We start from the raw sequence: 17674 nt of genomic DNA, 5'->3' as shown, positions 1-17674 counted from the left end.
TAATCTCATTCATATATTTTTTTTCAATATAAAAAAACATTTTTGTAAAAAATTTTTTTCTTGTTTGCTAAATTTATATTTCTATGTAGCAAATTTAATAATATATTTTCAAATATACAAAAAACGATAAATACAATTAGAAATGCTCTTAGAAAGATTTAAAGCATAGTAGCTTTAAATACTCTACAATAAGATAAGCCCTAATAAATTAAGGGCTATTTTAAAAATCATATAGATAGCCCTTAATTTATAATAATTAAATTCAAACTATTCTTTTTCTACATCATGTCCACCAAATTCATTTCTCAGTGCAGCTATTACTTTACCTGTAAATGTATCATCTTCTTCTGAACGAAATCTTGTGAATAAGGACTCAGTTATAACCGGTGCAGAAACCTTGAGCTCCAATGCCTCCTGTACTGTCCACAGTCCCTCACCATTAGAATGAATTATTCCTTTTATTGAACTAAGTTTCGGATCATTTTTGAATGCATCTTCCATTAACTGCATAAGCCAACCGCGAATAACTGATCCATAATTCCATACTCGAGCTATCTCTTTAAAATCAAAGTTGAACTGACTTTTTTCAAGAACTTCAAATCCCTCTCCAATTGCTTCAAGCATTCCATATTCTATCCCATTATGAACCATTTTTACAAAATGTCCCGATCCATTTTCACCTGTATGCAAATAGCCATTTTCTACACTTATATCTTTGATTAACGGCTCAATATACTCAAAAACCTCATCTTGTGCACCTATCATTGTACATGCACCATACCTTGCGCCTTCAATACCTCCACTTGTTCCAACATCTACAAAATCTATTCCTTTTAACTTAATCTTTTCATATCTTCTCAAGGTATCTTTATAATGAGAGTTACCTCCATCAATTATTATGTCATGTTTATTAAGGAGAGGCAAAAGATCATCTATTAAAGTATCCACTGGTTTTCCTGCGGGTACCATAAGCCAAACAACTTTTCTTCCTTTAAGCTTGGAAACCAATTCTTCAACACTATATGCACCAGTTAATCCATCCTTTTCAGCTTCTTTGACATTTTGTTCATTACAATCATATGCAGTAACATCATGCCCATGCTCCTTCATATTTAATGCAAGATTATACCCCATCTTTCCAAGTCCAATCAATCCAACATCCATTAAGTTCCCTCCAAAATTCATTATCACTAAATTAATTCCATATCTATAAAAATTACTTCTTATTTAACCAACCAGCTTGATTCTTCATGGGTTTCTAAATATTTTTTAAATTCTCTTAATAACAAGTATGGAGTCTTGTTAAAAGTATCATTTGTTGCACCAGCAAGGTGTGGTGTAATTGTTACATTCTCCAATTTGTGTAATGGATGGTCTTTTTGTAATGGTTCAGTCCAAAATACATCAAGTGCTGCTCCACCAATCTTATGCTGCTGCAATGCATCAATTAATGCAGCCTCATCAATTAAACCTGCTCGGGCTGTATTAATTAAATATGCAGTAGATTTCATTAATGAAAGTTCCTTTTCACCAATAAGTCCTTTAGTTTCCTCGCTAAGTCTTGCATGAACACTAATTATATCTGATTGCTTGCATAACTCTTCCAATGAAACTGCTTTTACATTATATTTTTCTAATACATCTTCTTTTACAAAAGGATCGTAAACAACGATACTCACATCAAATCCCGATAATTTTTGGGCAACTAGTTTTCCAATATAACCAAATCCAACTAATCCTATTGTCTTATCGGCCATATCGCCCATAAAACTTGAATTAGCATATTTCTTCTTCCATTCTCCTTTAATAAGTGCTTCATGGCCTTTTGCTACATTACGAAGTTGTGCCAACATAAGAGCTATAGTAAAATCAGAAACAGCTTGTGCATTACGTCCCATAGTTCTCATTACCTTGATACCCTTTGCCTTTGCTGCTTTAACATCTACGTTTTCAACTCCGCCCCTGCAAACACCTATATAAGATGCATTACTTGCATTTATCAATTTTTCACTTATAGGTGTATGATGAGTAATAATTACATCTACATCCTTAACTGCTTCGTCTAATTCCTTAGGCGGTTTTCCTGCACTTGGTCCAAGTTTTTCTACTTGGCTTCTCAAATACCAGAACTCATCGTCGCTTGCTGGCTTCCAATCTACTTCCTTTACCTCTGTATCACTGCCAAAAATATCGTGTACAGCACCACTCAATGTTTTTGAAGATAACATAGGATCTCCTACAACTAAAAATTTCATTTTCTATTCCTCCCCTATTCCTTTATTTTTTACTGATTAAGCATCTTTCATTAAGCATTCTTTATTAAGTATTTCTGAAATACGATTTATTCTATAATTTGTTTCCTTTAAAGCAGGATAAATGTGCTTATAAATTTCATTCATAAGCATATGATATTTTTCATGGCATTCCGCATCTGGTTTATATACTGTCTCATTTTTACGGGTTTTCTGTATTGCATCAGATGGGCTACTATACACTCCACTACCTATACCAGCAATCATAGCTGCACCTAGTGTAACTTCTTCTGGTACATCTAGACAAATAATAGTTTTACCTAATATATCAGCTTTTAGCTGCATCCAGAAAGGTGAATTTACAGCACCTCCTACTACGTGCACACAACTTATTTCTTTATTAGTTACTTCTTGCAAATTTTCTATTATAACAGTAGATTCATAACAAAGTCCTTCCAAAATAGCTCTCACTACATCACCGCGTGTATGTGATGTGGTTAATCCAAGAAATGCGCCTTTAGAAAGTGGATCTGCCCCTGGTACATACTTTCCACGAAAATGTGGAAGCATCATAACTCCATGTGCACCTATAGGTGATTTTTCAGCTTCAGAAACCAACTCTGAAACGTTCTTTTTACCTATTTCATTACAGAACCAGTCTAAAATTACACCTGATGAAATAACTTGTCCTCCAATATAATATTTATCATTTACTACATAATTGACACATGTAAAATTTGTTTTAATATTCTTTATATCATTAGCAGGCTCATCGGTTACCATCAGGATTTGCTCACTTGTTCCAACTGCACTCAGTACTTCACCACTTTCGCATAAGCCAGAAGCAAATGCGCCACATACATAATCCATTCCTCCTGCATATACAGGAGTTCCTTCTTTAATCCCTGTCAGTAAAGATGATTTATTGCTTACTCTTCCTACTAATTCCCCAGATCTCTTTAAATTTGAACATATATCAACAGGAATGTTAGCATGATTAAGAATTTCCTTTGACCAACATTTATTTTTTAAATCCATTGCCATTGTACGACAAGCTATTGAATAATCTACTCCAGCTTTTCCTGTAAGTCGATATGCAATATAATCCTGCATAGACAACCAGTGTTTTACCTTATTAAATTTTTCAGGCATTTTATTTTTAATCCACTGTATTTTAGTTATTCCAGCCATAGGATTTGGAACAAAACCCGTAATAGAATATACTTTCTCATCCCCAAGTGTTTTTCTCCACCAATCAGCTATTTGTTTAGTTCGTGTATCAAACCAGGTTATTGAACGATGAATCCAGTTATCGTTTTCATCTAAAAGTACACCAGCAGCCCCCATACTAGCAATTGCAATCCCATCAATACTTTCACCTTTTAATTGATTAGAAAGGTCCTTTAATATCGTTTGAACTGACTCCCATAATTGTCCAGGATCAAATTCAGTCCAATTATCTTCCAAATAATAAGTAACCGTTTTATGCTTTGCAATAGCTTTTATAGACCCATCTATATCATAAGCTACTGCCTTACAATTTGTCGTTCCAACATCTATTCCCACTAAACAAGGCATATGTTTTCCCCCCACGAAAATACATTAATCTTTAATCTTTTTTAACTTTTAACTTATACTACTTAACAATCTTTACACCTGGGAGTTTATTAAATTCATCATTTATTTCATCTATACAAGGCGCTACACTAACACGTAATGCTTCTCTATTCTTTACTAATTTCATACCATCAATTATTTTATCAAGTGTTACAACATGAGTTAATATATCCTTAGCAGAAACTTTTCCACTGCGTATCATTTCTAATGCAAGTGCATTATGACGCGGTGCCGAAGAAAATGTTCCAAAAACAGTAATCTGTCTATAATGCAAAAGATTGGAATCCAGATTAACTGTTGGCTGATCTTTAGGCAATCCTGCAAAGAAACAAACTTTACCCATTTTACTTGCCATATTAAGTCCCATTATTTCAGCTTCAGGTGAGCCGGCAGTAACAATTACTATATTAGCCCCAAGTCCATTCGTTAAATCCATAACAGCTTTCACTGCATCTTCTTTTCCTGAACATATATATTCATCAAAGCCAAATTTTTTTGTTGCTTGCAAACGGCCTTCACTACGATTTATTAAGAAAACTTTACCTGCTCCTTTTGCCCTGGCAACTTCTGCATGCATACATCCTATTGGGCCAGCACCTATTACAGCTACTGTATCTCCTAATCCAACGTTTATAACTTCCTGTGCATTTAAAACACATGCCAGTGGTTCTGCAAGAGATGCTTCCAAATATGTTACTTCATCTGGAATATAATTAATATTGCCTGCTTTGATTGCAGCTGCAGGTATAAGCATATATTCTTCAAAGCCTCCATTATAATGATGGGCAATAGTAGTACGATGATAACACATATTCTGCCATCCTGATAAACAATACGAACATGATCCACATCCTATAGCTGGTGCAACAATTACACGATCACCAACCTTATATTTTTCTATATCAGATGCAGTTTCAACAATTTCTCCTGCAATTTCATGTCCCAAAACAATAGGTGGTTTTATAGATTTATGTCCAAAATTAAAAGTTCTTAAATCTCCACCACAAATTGCACATGCTTTAACTTTAATTAATACTGTTCCCTTTTCAACCTTAGGTTTTGCTATTTCCTCAAGTTCTATTTTCCCAATTCCTTTATATATAGCTGCTTTCATATACGTTCATTCCCTTCTTTCTAGCCGACTTCTAGCTAGATCTTTATTTTATTATATAATTTAATAAATTGCGAAAATTATTTTCATATTTAGTATATCATACGCTATAAAATAATCAAGTATAAAAAATATTTTTTTCATATTGTATTAATGTTTGTTATTCAAAATATTGAGAAATCATGATTCACAGTATAAAATTCTATTACACTATTCCGCTAACGTTTTATAAACACTGCATTAATGTTTGTGTTATAATTACCTATGTGTTAAGAATTTTACATCTAAATTAAATAATAATTATAAGGAGGCAATTATGGATAATATAGAAGCTGGTGATTGTTTAGCAAGAATTAGAGCAATCTATAGTAATTTAAAAACTGCGGAAAAAAAGCGGCTCACTATATTCTAGAAAATCCTGAAAGTATTATCCATTTTTCTATTACCGAGTTTGCTTATGTAAGTAAGGTAAGTGAAACAACAATCTTCAGGCTTTGCAACAAGTTGGGCTATACAGGCTATCAGGATCTTAAAATTAACCTAGCTAGTACAATAGTCAAGCCAGTTGAAAATATCTTTGAGGGTATTAAAGAAAATGACGATATGTATATAATAATGCAAAAGGTCATGAGTTCAAGTATACATAGTATTCAAAAAGCCATAAGCATGAATGAAAGTACGGAAATGGAAAAAGCGGTAAAGTTAATATTAAATGCAAAAAAGCTAATGTTTTTTGGAATGGGAGGTTCTTGGATAGTTGCTCTGGATGCATATCATGAGTTTATAAGAACAGGTATACCTTGTGTTTGCAATTCTGATTCTCATTGGCAAGTTATGTATGCTGCTATGGCTGAAAGAAATGATGTAATATTTGCCTTTTCTACTTCAGGAAGCAATAAAGACTTAATCGATTCTATAAAAGTAGGAAAGAAAAATGGTGCTAAAATCATTTCTATAACAAGCAACCAAAAATCTCCTCTTCAGAAGATTTCGGATATATTATTAACATCATATGGCAAAGAATCAATGGTAAGAAGTGAAGCTATGGAATCAAGAATTACATCATTAGTATTAATTAATAGTCTATTTGTGAGTGTTGCTTTAAAAAGACTGGATATAACCTTAAATAATCTTGACAAAATAAGAGCTGGCATAGCAGTAAAGAGATATTAAAACTATAATTAATTAACAAATTAGAAATGCCTACGGCTGATGTTAAAAGTACCGTAGGCTTCTTAATTATATTAAAATTAGTCTATATGTCCATAACTATACTTTATAATTTAAAGTAATTTACACCTGCTTCAAATAACTTTTGGTCTTTTACTCCCGGAACATTTTTTGTAACACTTTTTCCAATTCTTTCTGAATGTCCCATCTTTCCTAGTATTCTTCCATCAGGACTTGTTATACCTTCTACAGCAAAACATGATCCATTTGGATTAAACTTTATGTCATAACTTGGATTTCCTTGAAAATCTACATACTGTGTAGCTATTTGACCTTTATCTTTTAAATTTTTAATTACGGAATCACTTGCTATAAACCTTCCTTCTCCATGGGAAACAGGTATTGAATGTACATCCCCTACAGATACATTGCTAAACCATGGAGACAAATTTGAAACAATTCTAGTATTTACCATACAGGATACATGTCTTCCTATTTTATTATACGTAAGTGTAGGACATGACTCATCTATATCCCTTATTTCTCCAAAAGGTAACAGTCCCAATTTTATAAGTGCCTGAAAGCCATTGCATATTCCAAGTATAAGTCCGTCTCTCTTATTTAAAAGTTCCATTACAGCTTCTGCTATTTTAGGATTTCTAAAAAAAGTAGCAATAAACTTTCCTGATCCATCTGGTTCATCTCCTGCACTAAATCCACCTGGAAGCATTATAATCTGAGATGAATTTATTCCGCTCACTATTCGATCTACTGATTCTTCTATCTGATTTCCAGTTAAGTTTTTAATTACAACAGTATCAACTTCTGCTCCTGCATTTTTAAAAGCCTTTCCCAAATCATACTCACAATTAGTTCCAGGAAATACAGGTATAATAACTTTAGGTACAGAAGCTTTTACAACTGGAAAACTTTTATGGTTGCTTTCAAAACGCTCAAACTTTATCTTTTTATCTTCAACTTCAGTATGTGTAGGGAATACACTTTCCAAAGTTTTCCCCCAATATTCTATCATATCTAAAATATTCATTTTAATTCCGTTTACACTAATATTTTTTTCCTTTTGGGTAACACCAAGAATCTTATAAGAAAGACCTTTAAAGCTCTTTTCAAAGTCTACAGATGGATCCATTTCTACAACTATGGAACCATAATCTGGTGCAAAAATTTCTTCACCTTTCATAGGTTCTGTAAATTTCATTCCTATCCTATTTCCAAAACTCATTTTACTTACAGCCTCACATATTCCTCCTGTTTTAACAGTAGAAGCTGCTAATATTTCGCCTTTTCTTATCATAGAACTTACAACACTATACATTTTTTTAAGTTCTTCAAAATATGGTAACTCAAATTCATCTTTAGAGGCTTTCAAAAGTATTACATTATTTCTGTATCCTTTAAATTCAGGAGACTCAAGTTTATCTGCCTCCCCAAGTGCTGCAGCAAAAGATACTAAAGTAGGTGGTACATCCATATCTTTAAAACTTCCAGACATACTGTCTTTGCCACCTATCGCTGCTATTTCAAAACCTCGCTGAGCATGTAATGCTCCTAAAAGGGCAGAAAGTGGCTTTCCCCATCTAATAGGTTCTTTACCTAGTCTTTCAAAGTACTCCTGAAACGTTAGCTTTATACTGTTAACATCTCCACCCGAAACTGCAATTTTAGCTACAGATTCAACTACCGCATACAAAGCTCCATGGAATGGACTCCACTTAGCTATATCCGGATTATATCCAAAACTCATTAAAGTAGCAGTATTTGTTTTACCATCTAATACCGGCAATTTTGCGGCCATAGCTTCTATTGGTGTATCTTGATACTTTCCTCCAAAAGGCATAAATACAGTAGAAGCACCTATAGTACTATCAAATCTCTCTGCAAGTCCTTTTTGGCTGCATACATTTAGATCTTTTAATGTTTCAATCCACTTATTTAAAATCTCGCCGTCATTCATATTCTTGTACTTCTTGCTGCTCTCAAAATAACCACTTTCCTCCGGTGCCTTTACAACAACTTCTGTAGTTGCTCTAACCCCATTAGTATCTAAGAATTTTCTGCTTAAATCTAAAATAAGTTTTCCCTTCCAATACATTTTAAGTTTCTCGTCATCTGTAACTTCTGCTACTGTAGTAGCTTCAAGATTTTCTTCTGATGCATATTCTATAAATTTCTTTTCATCTTTCTTTGATACAACTACAGCCATACGTTCTTGAGACTCCGATATTGCAAGTTCTGTTCCATCCAATCCTTCATATTTTTTAGGAACTAAATCTAGATTTATTTTAAGTCCGCTTGTAAGTTCTCCTATAGCTACAGAAACTCCACCTGCACCAAAATCATTACATCTTTTTATCATCTTGCTTACTTTTGATTTTCTAAAAAGTCTTTGAATTTTTCTTTCTGTAACAGGGTTACCTTTTTGCACTTCAGCTCCTGAGGTAATAAGTGATGTTTCTGTATGCTTCTTAGAAGAGCCAGTTGCTCCTCCACATCCGTCTCTTCCAGTTCTTCCTCCTAACAGTATTACCACATCAGAAGGTTTTGGTTCTTCCCTTTTTACATTTTCAAACGGAGCTGCACCTATTACAGCACCTATTTCCATTCTCTTTGCCCTATAGCCTTCATCATATATTTCAGAAACCATACCTGTTGCAAGACCTATTTGATTTCCATAAGAACTGTATCCCGAAGCTGCTCCTAAAGTTATTTTTTTCTGAGGAAGTCTTCCTTTTATAGTATCTTCTATTTTAGTTCTAGGATCACCACTTCCGGTAACTCTCATAGCTTGATACACATAGGATCTTCCAGAAAGAGGATCTCGAATCGCTCCTCCAAGACAAGTTGCCGCTCCTCCAAAAGGTTCTATCTCCGTAGGATGATTATGAGTTTCATTTTTAAACATTACGAGCCATTTTTCAGTTTTTCCATTTATATCAGCGTCTACAACTACGCTGCAGGCATTTATTTCATCTGATTCGTCTAAATCATTTAATTTACCATCTTTTCTGAGCTTTTTCATTCCAATAATAGCCATGTCCATAAGGCATTCAGTTTTTTTGTTTTCCCCATATATCTCATCTCTTAAATTTAAGTAATTTTCATAGGATTTCTTTATAGGTTTGGAAAACTTTCCATCTTCTATAGATACTTTACTTAATTCAGTAGTAAAAGTTGTATGTCTGCAGTGATCTGACCAATATGTGTCTATAACTTTAATTTCAGTTATAGTAGGATTTCTCTTTTCTTCTTTGAAATAATTTCTGCAAAAAATTAAATCTTCTAAACTCATAGCAAGACCAAGTGAATTTAAAATGACCTTTAAATCATCATCACTTTTTTCTACGAATCCATCCAAAACTTTTACAGAAGAAGGTGCGTCTAATTTTTCACTTAAATGATCTATTTTTTCCAAAGAAGCTTCTCTGGAATCTACTGGATTTATACAATAACTTTTTATTTTCATAAATTGCTCTTTAGATATGTTTCCATAAAGTAAGTATACTTTTGAAGATTTAACCTGAGTTTTCTCACTCTGGGTTAATATTTGAATACATTGAGATGCAGAGTCAGCTCTTTGGTCATACTGACCTGGAAGATATTCTACGGCAAAAATTTTAGCATTCGTTTCAGCTTGTAATTCTTCTTCATATATTTCATCTACAGTTTTTTCTGAAAATATTATATACTTTGATCTTTCATATTCACTATCATCAATATTTTCTATATCATAACGATTTACTACCCTTATATTTTCTAAATCATGAATATTAAGGCTTTCTCTAATATCTTTCATAAGGCCTTGAGCTTCTATGTCAAATCCTTTTTTCTTCTCCACAAATAGTCTTTTAACACTCATTGTACTCTCTCCTCATTACTTATTTTTCGAACGTTTTTCGTATTTTTGTCATAATAGTTCGTACATATTATATCATATATATATTCCATTGTGAATAATATAGTTATAAGTTATTATATTTTACATTAATCATATTAAAAAAATAACTAACTGCTATGCTAGTTTATTTATCTTTAATGAACCTTAATTGATAATACTTCCTTTACATTTTTACCTAAGTTATAATGTCTATTATAAAAGCATTTATTTTGGGAAACCATGCCTTTAATTACATGTCCTGTAAAAGTAATTATTTCTGCCTGTTCTCCCATCTCACAATCCCTTAAACATGCACCTCTTGAAAATACCTTAATTATTTGTCCATCATCATAATATTTTGTATTTTCCACTTCAATTAAACTTCCCCTTTTTATCATAATAATATCCTCCCCACTATACTTCCTTTAATATAAATTGTATGTACAAACATAATAAAATATTATTTCAATTTTAAACAATATACTATATATGCGAAAGTTGAGTATTTAACAAATTATTATATAATTGAAATATCAGAAAGGTTGGTAATTATAATGAAATATTATTCCATAAAAGATGTTTCAATTGCAACAGGTCTCACCTCTTATACCATAAGATATTATGAAAAGATAGGATTTTTACCATGGTTAAAAAGAGACAAAAATGGAGTTAGAATCTTTACAGAATCAGATATAAAGTATCTAGAGTGTTTAATATTTTTCAAAAAAATAGGAATGTCACTTGATGATATCAAGGAAATCATTAAAGAAGGCTGTATGATAAAAGATTTTAAAAATGATTTAAATGTACATGATATAATTCAGAAAAGATTAAATATATTGGACACTCACATACAAAAGCTAAAAAGTGAAAGAGAAGAATTAGATAAACTAATTAATGCTTCTATAGATAGAAGAAATATTTATAAAAAAATTTTAAAATCACCATTGACTTAGAGTCAACTCTAAGGTTTATCCTCTTTATATACAATATATAGAAGGGATAGATGAAAATGATTATAGACAGTCACGAACATGTAATGCTACCTACTGAAAAACAAATTAAAATGATGGACGAAGCAAAAGTTGATTTAACTATTTTATTTGCTACATCAATACACCCAGAAGGTGCTAAAACAGTAGATGAAATTAAAAACGGCATATTAGCTTTAAACAATATCTTAGTTGGTAATACAAATTCTTTAGAATCAAGGAAAATTATAAATAAAGAATTAGCTTCAGTTGTAAAAAACAACCCTAAGAGGTTCAAGGGATTTGGAAGTGTTCCAGTTGGTATTTCGGAAGATGAAACCAGCTATTTTATTGAAAATCAAATTGTAAAAAACAACTTTATAGGTATTGGTGAATTTACTCTTGCTTCTGGATGTATAAATTTACTTAAAAATGTATTCAACTCAATGAACAATTTTAAACCAATGCCTATATGGATTCACACCTTTAGTCCTTTAACTTTAAGTGACATAAAAGGTATCGCAAATTTAGCTAAAGCATCTCCAAATATACCTGTAATACTTGGCCATATGGGAGGACTCAACTGGCTTGATACTATTGAAATTGCCAAGGAAATAAATAATATATATTTAGATACATCTGCAGTTTATGCAACTATTGCATTAAGGTTAGCTGTGGAAGAACTTCCAGAAAGAGTTCTATTTAGTTCGGATGCTCCCTGGGGAAATCCCCTAGCATCAAGAACTATGATAGAAGCAGTAATTAAAGATAATCATAAAAAACAATTAGTGCTAGGTGAAAATATATTAAGACTTATGTAATATTTACTATATATGAAATTAACCGCACAAATCAATTATTATACACTTTCCGACTTATTAAGATTTTAAAAAAACAGTAAGTTTTCAATAGCGTATGACAGAAGAATCAAGTAACTAAAAATAGCATGTCAAAAGTATCCTTTTTAAAGGTATTCTTGACATGACTACAATTAATTATTATATTGTGCTAAAGATATTAGAGCCTTTGCTTATTTATAGATTCATATTATATAGTGGAAACTTATGACATAGTTCAACTACTTCTTCCTTAATTTTAGAAAGATCACCATCTTTGTTCTCTACAGCACTGTTTATAAAATAAGCTATTTTCTTCATTTCCTCTTCTTTAAAGCCTCTTGTAGTTGCCGCTGGAGTACCTATTCTAATTCCACTTGTAATATTTGCCCCTAATTTATCAAAAGGAACTGCATTTTTATTTACTGTTATACCTACTTTCTCTAGGACTTCCTCAGTATCCTTTCCTGTTATGTTTTTATTGGTGAGATCTACTAAAAGAAGATGATTGTCGGTTCCACCGCTTACAAGTCTAAATCCATACTTTGTAAGCTCTTCTCCCAAAATTTTTGCATTTTTAACAACCTGGTCTATGTATTCCTTATATTCAGTTTTTAATGCTTCACCAAAACAAACTGCTTTAGCTGCTATAATATGCATTAAAGGTCCCCCTTGTATGCCAGGAAATATAGTTTTATCAAGGTCTTTACCATATTTTTCTTTGCAAATTATAGCTCCTCCCCTAGGTCCTCTAAGTGTCTTATGTGTAGTAGTGGTGACAAAGTCTGCATAAGGTACTGGTGACATATGCTTTCCTGCTGCAACTAATCCTGCAATATGAGCCATATCTACCATCATATAAGCTCCAATTTCATCACATATAGCTTTTATTGTGCTAAAATCTATCTCCCTTGAATAAGCACTTGCTCCAGAAACTATCATCTTAGGTCTATATTTAAGTGCCAGTTCCCTTATCATATCATAGTCAATTCTCTCTGTTTCCTTGCTTAACCCATAAGAAACAAAATTATATAATTTTCCTGAAAAACTAACTTTACTTCCATGAGTTAAATGGCCTCCATGACTTAAATCCATTCCCATAACTGTATCTCCTGGTTTCAAAACTGACATGTAAACTGCCATGTTAGCCTGTGACCCTGAGTGAGGCTGAACATTAAAGTGTTCTCCTCCAAATAGTTCTTTCATCCTCTCCTTAGCTAAATTTTCAACTTTATCAACTACAAAGCATCCTCCATAATATCTTTTTCCAGGATACCCTTCAGCATATTTATTTGTAAGAAAAGAACCCATTGCTTCCATTACAGCTTTACTAGTAAAATTTTCTGATGCAATAAGTTCTATACCATTTTCCTGTCTTCCATACTCTTCTTTGATTATTTCATAAACAGCATTGTCACCATTTTTAAGGCTACTAAAATCCATTTTTTTCTCTCCTTTTTTAAAAATTTTCAGTATTATTATCTATAATAAAGAATTATACTGTCTAGTGCTTAACTTTATTAATATATTACTTTATAAGCTACTTTTACACAAGTATAGTTTTAAATAATTTGCGATTCGTAATTTTAGAACCCATTGTTAAAAAAACTTTAAAAAGTTTAAACTTCAAATATCAAAGTTCAAATAATAATGACTTTCTTCGTACCTCAGAAAATCTATAATTTTTTAATATTCCAGTGTTGCCATTATTGTTATAAGATGATAGAATTTTTATGCTGTATAAATGCATAGTTTATTTTTTGTATGAGGAGATTGAGCATGGATATAAATAGAATAATAAATTTGGCTGCTTATGCGGGAAAAATAATGCTAAAAAGTGGAGCTGAAATATATAGGGTAGAAGAAACTATAACCAGAATATGTAAAAGTTATAACATATGTGATGTAGATGCTTTTGTAACCTTGAATGTAATTATAGTTTCAGCATCAGATGAATATGATCAGACTATATCCATTGTAAAAAGAGTAAAACAAAGAACCTTAAACTTAGAAAAAATATCTCAAGTAAACAACGTTTCCAGACATATTAAAGATCAATGCTATACTCTAGATGCAATTGAGAACAAGTTGTCTAAAATAGATTCAGTAAAACCTTATCCTTTTAAAACAAATGTTCTATTTTCTGGAGTTGCTGTAAGTTTTCTTTGTCTAGCCTATGGAGGTAATATAGTAGACTTCATAATATCCTTTATTATAGGCTGCCTTATAAGCTTGATTTCTACAGGACTTAACTCTCTTCAGACAAATGAATTTTTCATAAACATAATATGTGGAGCTACTGCTACCTTAATAGCACTTATGTGTACTAAACTTCATGCAGCATCCCATACCAATACCATAATAATAAGTTCTATTATGCTATTAGTCCCTGGTCTTGCAATAACTAATGCTATAAGAGATACAATATCAGGAGATTTAATCTCGGGAATTTCAAGGGGATTAGAAGCCTTTTTAGTTGCAGTAGCAATTGCAGCAGGTACTGGTGTTATATTGCGATTGTGGATTATTTTAGGAGGATTTAAATTATGATAACAAGTATAATAATAAATTCTGTATATACTTTAATTGCCACCCTTGGTTTTAATATACTAGAGAATGTACGAGGTAAAAACTTAATATTTACTTCCCTAGGAGGTGGATTAACCTGGTTTGTATATTTAATTAGTTCCTCCCACATAAATTTTTCAAGTGCAGTTTGCTTTTTCATAGCTTCAGTATTTGCATCTACTTATTCTGAAATAATGGCTCGTATACTAAAAACACCTGTAACAACTTTCGTCATAGGAGCAATTATTCCTCTAGTACCTGGAGGAGGTATGTATAACACAATGCTTAAATCTATACAGGGCAATATAAATGCTTCCCTTTCAACTGGTCTTAAAACACTAGCTACTGCAGGAACTATAGCTGTAGGTGTATTTTTTGTATCCTCTGTCTTTAAAGCTTCTTCACTTTTTAAAAAGAGATTGTTTAAGAACAAAAAATTTAAATTGCATTGTTAAATATAGATACCTCTATTTTAAAAACATAGTGAGAGTTGATACTAAAGATTCTATTTTATCATTTTTACATCTCGTGTCCCCTTCTTCAAAAAGACAAGTTTTTGCATAGTTTTGTATCATCAACCCTCCCACTTTGTTTACTGCTGCTCTCACTGCTGCAATTTGTATTAAAACATCCTTACAACACATATCATTTTCAATCATTTTTTCAATACCCTTTATCTGTCCCTCTATCTTCTTCAATCTAGTTTGAATTTGTTTTTTTTGTTCCAAAAATATCACTCCCAATATAATCCAGAATAATAAACCCATACAATTATATTATAACTTTCAGATAAACTTTTTTATAATTTCCCCTATTGCTCCATTATTATTATCCTTTTCTGTCACATAATCTGCAGACTTTTTCAAAAATTCCCTTGCATTGGCCACAGCAATTCCAAGACCTGCTTCTTTTATCATACTTTCATCATTTTCATCATTTCCCACAGCTATACATTCATTTAGAGGTATGTGGTAATAGTCTGCCAAGAACTTCAATCCACTCCCCTTAGAAACGCCTTTACTGATTATTTCAATGTTATGTATATCTGATTTTGTAGTATCAATTTTAGATACCTTATTTATCTTTTCCCTCAACTCATTTAAATAATCTATATCCTTATCTATTACTACTATTTTATTTATACACGAACCATTATTTTGTATAAACTCTTTAGAATCTTTTATAATCTTTATCTCCAGTCTAAAATCTTTATCCATATTCTCATTAAATTTATAAAACTTTCTTGTAGCATGACTAACTCTTTCACTATATAGTATATTATCACTGTAAAAATGATAATATGTATCTTTTTTTTCTCTTAAAATGTCTATAACTTTTAAAATAGCTTCTTTGTCTAATAAATTGGATTTTATAATATTTTTATTTTCATCCAGTACTATAGACCCATTACAGCATATTACAGGCTGATTTTTAAATACTGTATCTATATAAAATCCTAATGTTACAGGAAGTCTGCCAGAGGATATAACCACCTTCACACCTGATCTCATCGCTTTATGTATCATTTCTTCATTATATTTCGATATAGATTTATCATCATTTAAAAGAGTACCATCCATATCCATTGCAATTATTTTATAATTCATTGGTATCCCATCTCTCCTTTTAACTATCAAAATTTTTTATCCGATCGCTACCATTGCTAACCCCCCATCGCACACAGCGAAAGCGACTATCACCAAATCAAAGATTTGGGATATCTGCTTTTCTACGAAAGTGGGAGATAAGCACTGCTACACGCCTGGATAAGCTCTTCCCCTAAAGGATAACGTATTCTAAGTGCTAAAGACACTAAGAATACTGTTAATAAGGTTCAGCTGGAGAAAGTCATCCTTATAAGCAAACTTCATCTGAACCTAAGAATCACTTTATATAATTCTTTAATTTTTATCTTATATGGTATAAACTGCAAAACACAAACATAACTTTATCTAGAATACTTTTGTCAGGTGATATAAATGAAAAAATTTTTTATGTTTTTAAGTACACTTTTAATTATAATTATTGCATTTTCAGGATGCAGTTATAAATTAGGTAATTACATGTTTTCTACAAAAAAACCTAACAACTTTTATTATACCAATTTACTTGCTAAAAATCTTACTATGTCTTCCTCTCTAAAATGCATTATAGAAGAAAATAATTTTCACAACGAAACAGAACTAAAGAATGAAAATATTACAGATATAAAAAACATGTTAAAGTATCTAAATAAGACCTGTTTTATAAATAAGCCAAAAGATCTTCCACAAAAAGCTGCCTACATAATTTATTTTACTTTTAATAAAGAAAAACTAGTGATAAACGTATATAACGAAAAATATCTATCAATATATCCCTGGGATGGAAATTACCCTGTAGATTATATAGATATGAGCAAAGTACCTGCTTCACTAAATTTATATTATTTGGGAAAATATATTTTCAATGAGTATTAAAAGTACTTTATTATTGTATCACAGATACTAAAATACACATATATTATTAGTGTATCAATTTAATGAAAGGTGACTGTAATGTTTATTTGCCCTTATTACAGCTATGAAAGTTTTTACAGAATGCCTGAAATAGATCCTATTTCTTATATAAGGTTTCTAAATGCCAGTCCTAATTCTCCTGCAATAGATGTGTATTTAAACGATAGACGTATCTTCAAAAATTTAACCTATAAATCTTTCTCTGACTATGTAAGTGTACCTTCAGGGGTATACAACATAAAAATTTTCCCATCAGGAAATAATTTAAATCCTATTTTGGATAAAAGGTTGCCTATATCTGCTGGGAAAATATTCACTATGTCTTCTATAGGCAATTATCCAAATATGGGTTTACTATCTATAGAAGATGTAAGACGTCCTAAGATACCAGGTAAGGCTTTTATAAGATTTGTTCATCTTTCCCCAGACGCACCTAGTGTAGATGTAAAATTGCCTAATGGAAATGTATTGTTTCCAAACGTATCTTATAAAGGAGTTACCAGATATCTTCCTGTAAGCCCTGGCAAATACACGTTAGAAGTATTTACCTCCGATTCTGGTAAAAAAGTTCTTTATATTCCAAATATCAGAATTATTCCAAATAGATTTTACAGCGTATATGCCGTAGGTAATGTATCACGTGATCCTAAGCTTCAAGTTCTAATTCCCCTGGATGGCAATAGCTATTTGCACTAAAAAAGGCTGTCTCCCTAGAGACGGTCTTTTTTTATCGGAATTAATATTCTAATTATTTAA

At 31.7% G+C, this 17674-nt stretch carries 16 protein-coding genes and 1 pseudogene; 8 read left to right on the top strand and 9 right to left on the bottom strand.

All coding sequences use genetic code 11. The features are described from left to right. Positions 1 to 267: 267 nt before the first annotated feature. Genes gnd through CLCOS_RS03015 form a run of 4 tightly spaced genes read right to left on the bottom strand, consistent with a single transcriptional unit; the run spans position 268 to position 4983 of the window. Complete coding sequence (gnd, locus tag CLCOS_RS03030; protein ID WP_013237824.1) at positions 268 to 1164, bottom strand: phosphogluconate dehydrogenase (NAD(+)-dependent, decarboxylating); 897 nt, start codon at positions 1162 to 1164, stop codon at positions 268 to 270. Between the two features lie 59 nt (positions 1165 to 1223). After that, positions 1224 to 2255 (bottom strand): 2-hydroxyacid dehydrogenase, encoded by a 1032-nt coding sequence (locus tag CLCOS_RS03025; RefSeq protein ID WP_063601631.1) that lies wholly within the window; start codon positions 2253 to 2255, stop codon positions 1224 to 1226. A 36-nt stretch (positions 2256 to 2291) separates the two neighbouring features. Beyond that, positions 2292 to 3830 carry an FGGY-family carbohydrate kinase gene (locus CLCOS_RS03020; RefSeq protein WP_013237822.1) on the bottom strand — a complete coding sequence of 513 codons (1539 nt, stop codon included), beginning with the start codon at positions 3828 to 3830 and terminating at the stop codon, positions 2292 to 2294. Positions 3831 to 3888: 58 nt separating this feature from the next. Continuing rightward, the gene (locus CLCOS_RS03015; protein WP_013237821.1) at positions 3889 to 4983 is read right to left on the bottom strand and encodes a zinc-dependent dehydrogenase; all 1095 of its coding nucleotides are present in this window, start codon (positions 4981 to 4983) and stop codon (positions 3889 to 3891) included. A 402-nt stretch (positions 4984 to 5385) separates the two neighbouring features. Here CLCOS_RS03015 and CLCOS_RS23065 point away from each other — a divergent pair. Further along, positions 5386 to 5475 (top strand): annotated as a pseudogene (locus tag CLCOS_RS23065) (MurR/RpiR family transcriptional regulator); the annotation flags it as partial. 9 nt (positions 5476 to 5484) lie between these two features. Continuing rightward, entirely contained in the window at positions 5485 to 6153 is a 669-nt protein-coding gene (locus CLCOS_RS03010) for a MurR/RpiR family transcriptional regulator (RefSeq protein ID WP_242872324.1), read from the top strand. A 103-nt stretch (positions 6154 to 6256) separates the two neighbouring features. On the opposite strand, the gene CLCOS_RS03005 is transcribed toward CLCOS_RS03010, so the two are convergent. Beyond that, complete coding sequence (locus tag CLCOS_RS03005; RefSeq protein WP_023163069.1) at positions 6257 to 10027, bottom strand: phosphoribosylformylglycinamidine synthase; 3771 nt, start codon at positions 10025 to 10027, stop codon at positions 6257 to 6259. Positions 10028 to 10200: 173 nt separating this feature from the next. After that, positions 10201 to 10443: a hypothetical protein gene (locus tag CLCOS_RS03000; RefSeq protein WP_023163068.1), complete on the bottom strand. Its 243-nt coding sequence runs from the start codon at positions 10441 to 10443 to the stop codon at positions 10201 to 10203. A gap of 156 nt (positions 10444 to 10599) precedes the next feature. Here CLCOS_RS03000 and CLCOS_RS02995 point away from each other — a divergent pair, with 156 nt between their 5' ends. Further along, a complete protein-coding gene (locus tag CLCOS_RS02995) occupies positions 10600 to 11001 on the top strand; it encodes a MerR family transcriptional regulator (RefSeq protein ID WP_023163067.1) in 402 nt (133 codons plus the stop codon). Positions 11002 to 11051: 50 nt separating this feature from the next. Then, positions 11052 to 11837, top strand: a complete 786-nt coding sequence (locus CLCOS_RS02990; RefSeq protein WP_343217887.1) for an amidohydrolase family protein — start codon at positions 11052 to 11054, stop codon at positions 11835 to 11837. A gap of 213 nt (positions 11838 to 12050) precedes the next feature. Here the strand turns inward: CLCOS_RS02990 and glyA are convergent, their stop codons facing one another. Next, positions 12051 to 13295 carry a serine hydroxymethyltransferase gene (gene glyA / locus CLCOS_RS02985; protein ID WP_063601630.1) on the bottom strand — a complete coding sequence of 415 codons (1245 nt, stop codon included), beginning with the start codon at positions 13293 to 13295 and terminating at the stop codon, positions 12051 to 12053. Positions 13296 to 13631: 336 nt separating this feature from the next. On the opposite strand from glyA, the gene CLCOS_RS02980 reads away from it, so the two are divergent. Both CLCOS_RS02980 and CLCOS_RS02975 read left to right on the top strand, forming a co-directional pair. Then, entirely contained in the window at positions 13632 to 14402 is a 771-nt protein-coding gene (locus CLCOS_RS02980; protein ID WP_013237814.1) for a threonine/serine ThrE exporter family protein, read from the top strand. Then, positions 14399 to 14875, top strand: coding sequence for a threonine/serine exporter family protein (locus CLCOS_RS02975; protein ID WP_192847913.1), 477 nt, complete (start codon positions 14399 to 14401; stop codon positions 14873 to 14875). Before CLCOS_RS02980 ends, CLCOS_RS02975 begins: the two co-directional genes overlap by 4 nt. A gap of 12 nt (positions 14876 to 14887) precedes the next feature. Here CLCOS_RS02975 and CLCOS_RS02970 read toward each other — a convergent pair whose 3' ends face one another. Further along, entirely contained in the window at positions 14888 to 15187 is a 300-nt protein-coding gene (locus CLCOS_RS02970; RefSeq protein ID WP_063601629.1) for a metal-sensitive transcriptional regulator, read from the bottom strand. An 18-nt stretch (positions 15188 to 15205) separates the two neighbouring features. Beyond that, positions 15206 to 16027 carry a Cof-type HAD-IIB family hydrolase gene (locus CLCOS_RS02965; RefSeq protein ID WP_013237811.1) on the bottom strand — a complete coding sequence of 274 codons (822 nt, stop codon included), beginning with the start codon at positions 16025 to 16027 and terminating at the stop codon, positions 15206 to 15208. A 372-nt stretch (positions 16028 to 16399) separates the two neighbouring features. Between CLCOS_RS02965 and CLCOS_RS02960 the strand changes: the two genes are divergently transcribed. Both CLCOS_RS02960 and CLCOS_RS02955 read left to right on the top strand, forming a co-directional pair. Further along, positions 16400 to 16879: a DUF4883 family protein gene (locus CLCOS_RS02960; protein ID WP_063601628.1), complete on the top strand. Its 480-nt coding sequence runs from the start codon at positions 16400 to 16402 to the stop codon at positions 16877 to 16879. A gap of 78 nt (positions 16880 to 16957) precedes the next feature. Beyond that, a complete protein-coding gene (locus CLCOS_RS02955; RefSeq protein ID WP_013237809.1) occupies positions 16958 to 17614 on the top strand; it encodes a DUF4397 domain-containing protein in 657 nt (218 codons plus the stop codon). Positions 17615 to 17674 lie beyond the last annotated feature (60 nt).

Origin of the sequence: Clostridium coskatii, assembly GCF_001675205.1 — a bacterium.
Lineage (GTDB): Bacteria > Bacillota > Clostridia > Clostridiales > Clostridiaceae > Clostridium_B > Clostridium_B ljungdahlii.
This window is presented reverse-complemented; position numbering and strand designations above follow the sequence as displayed.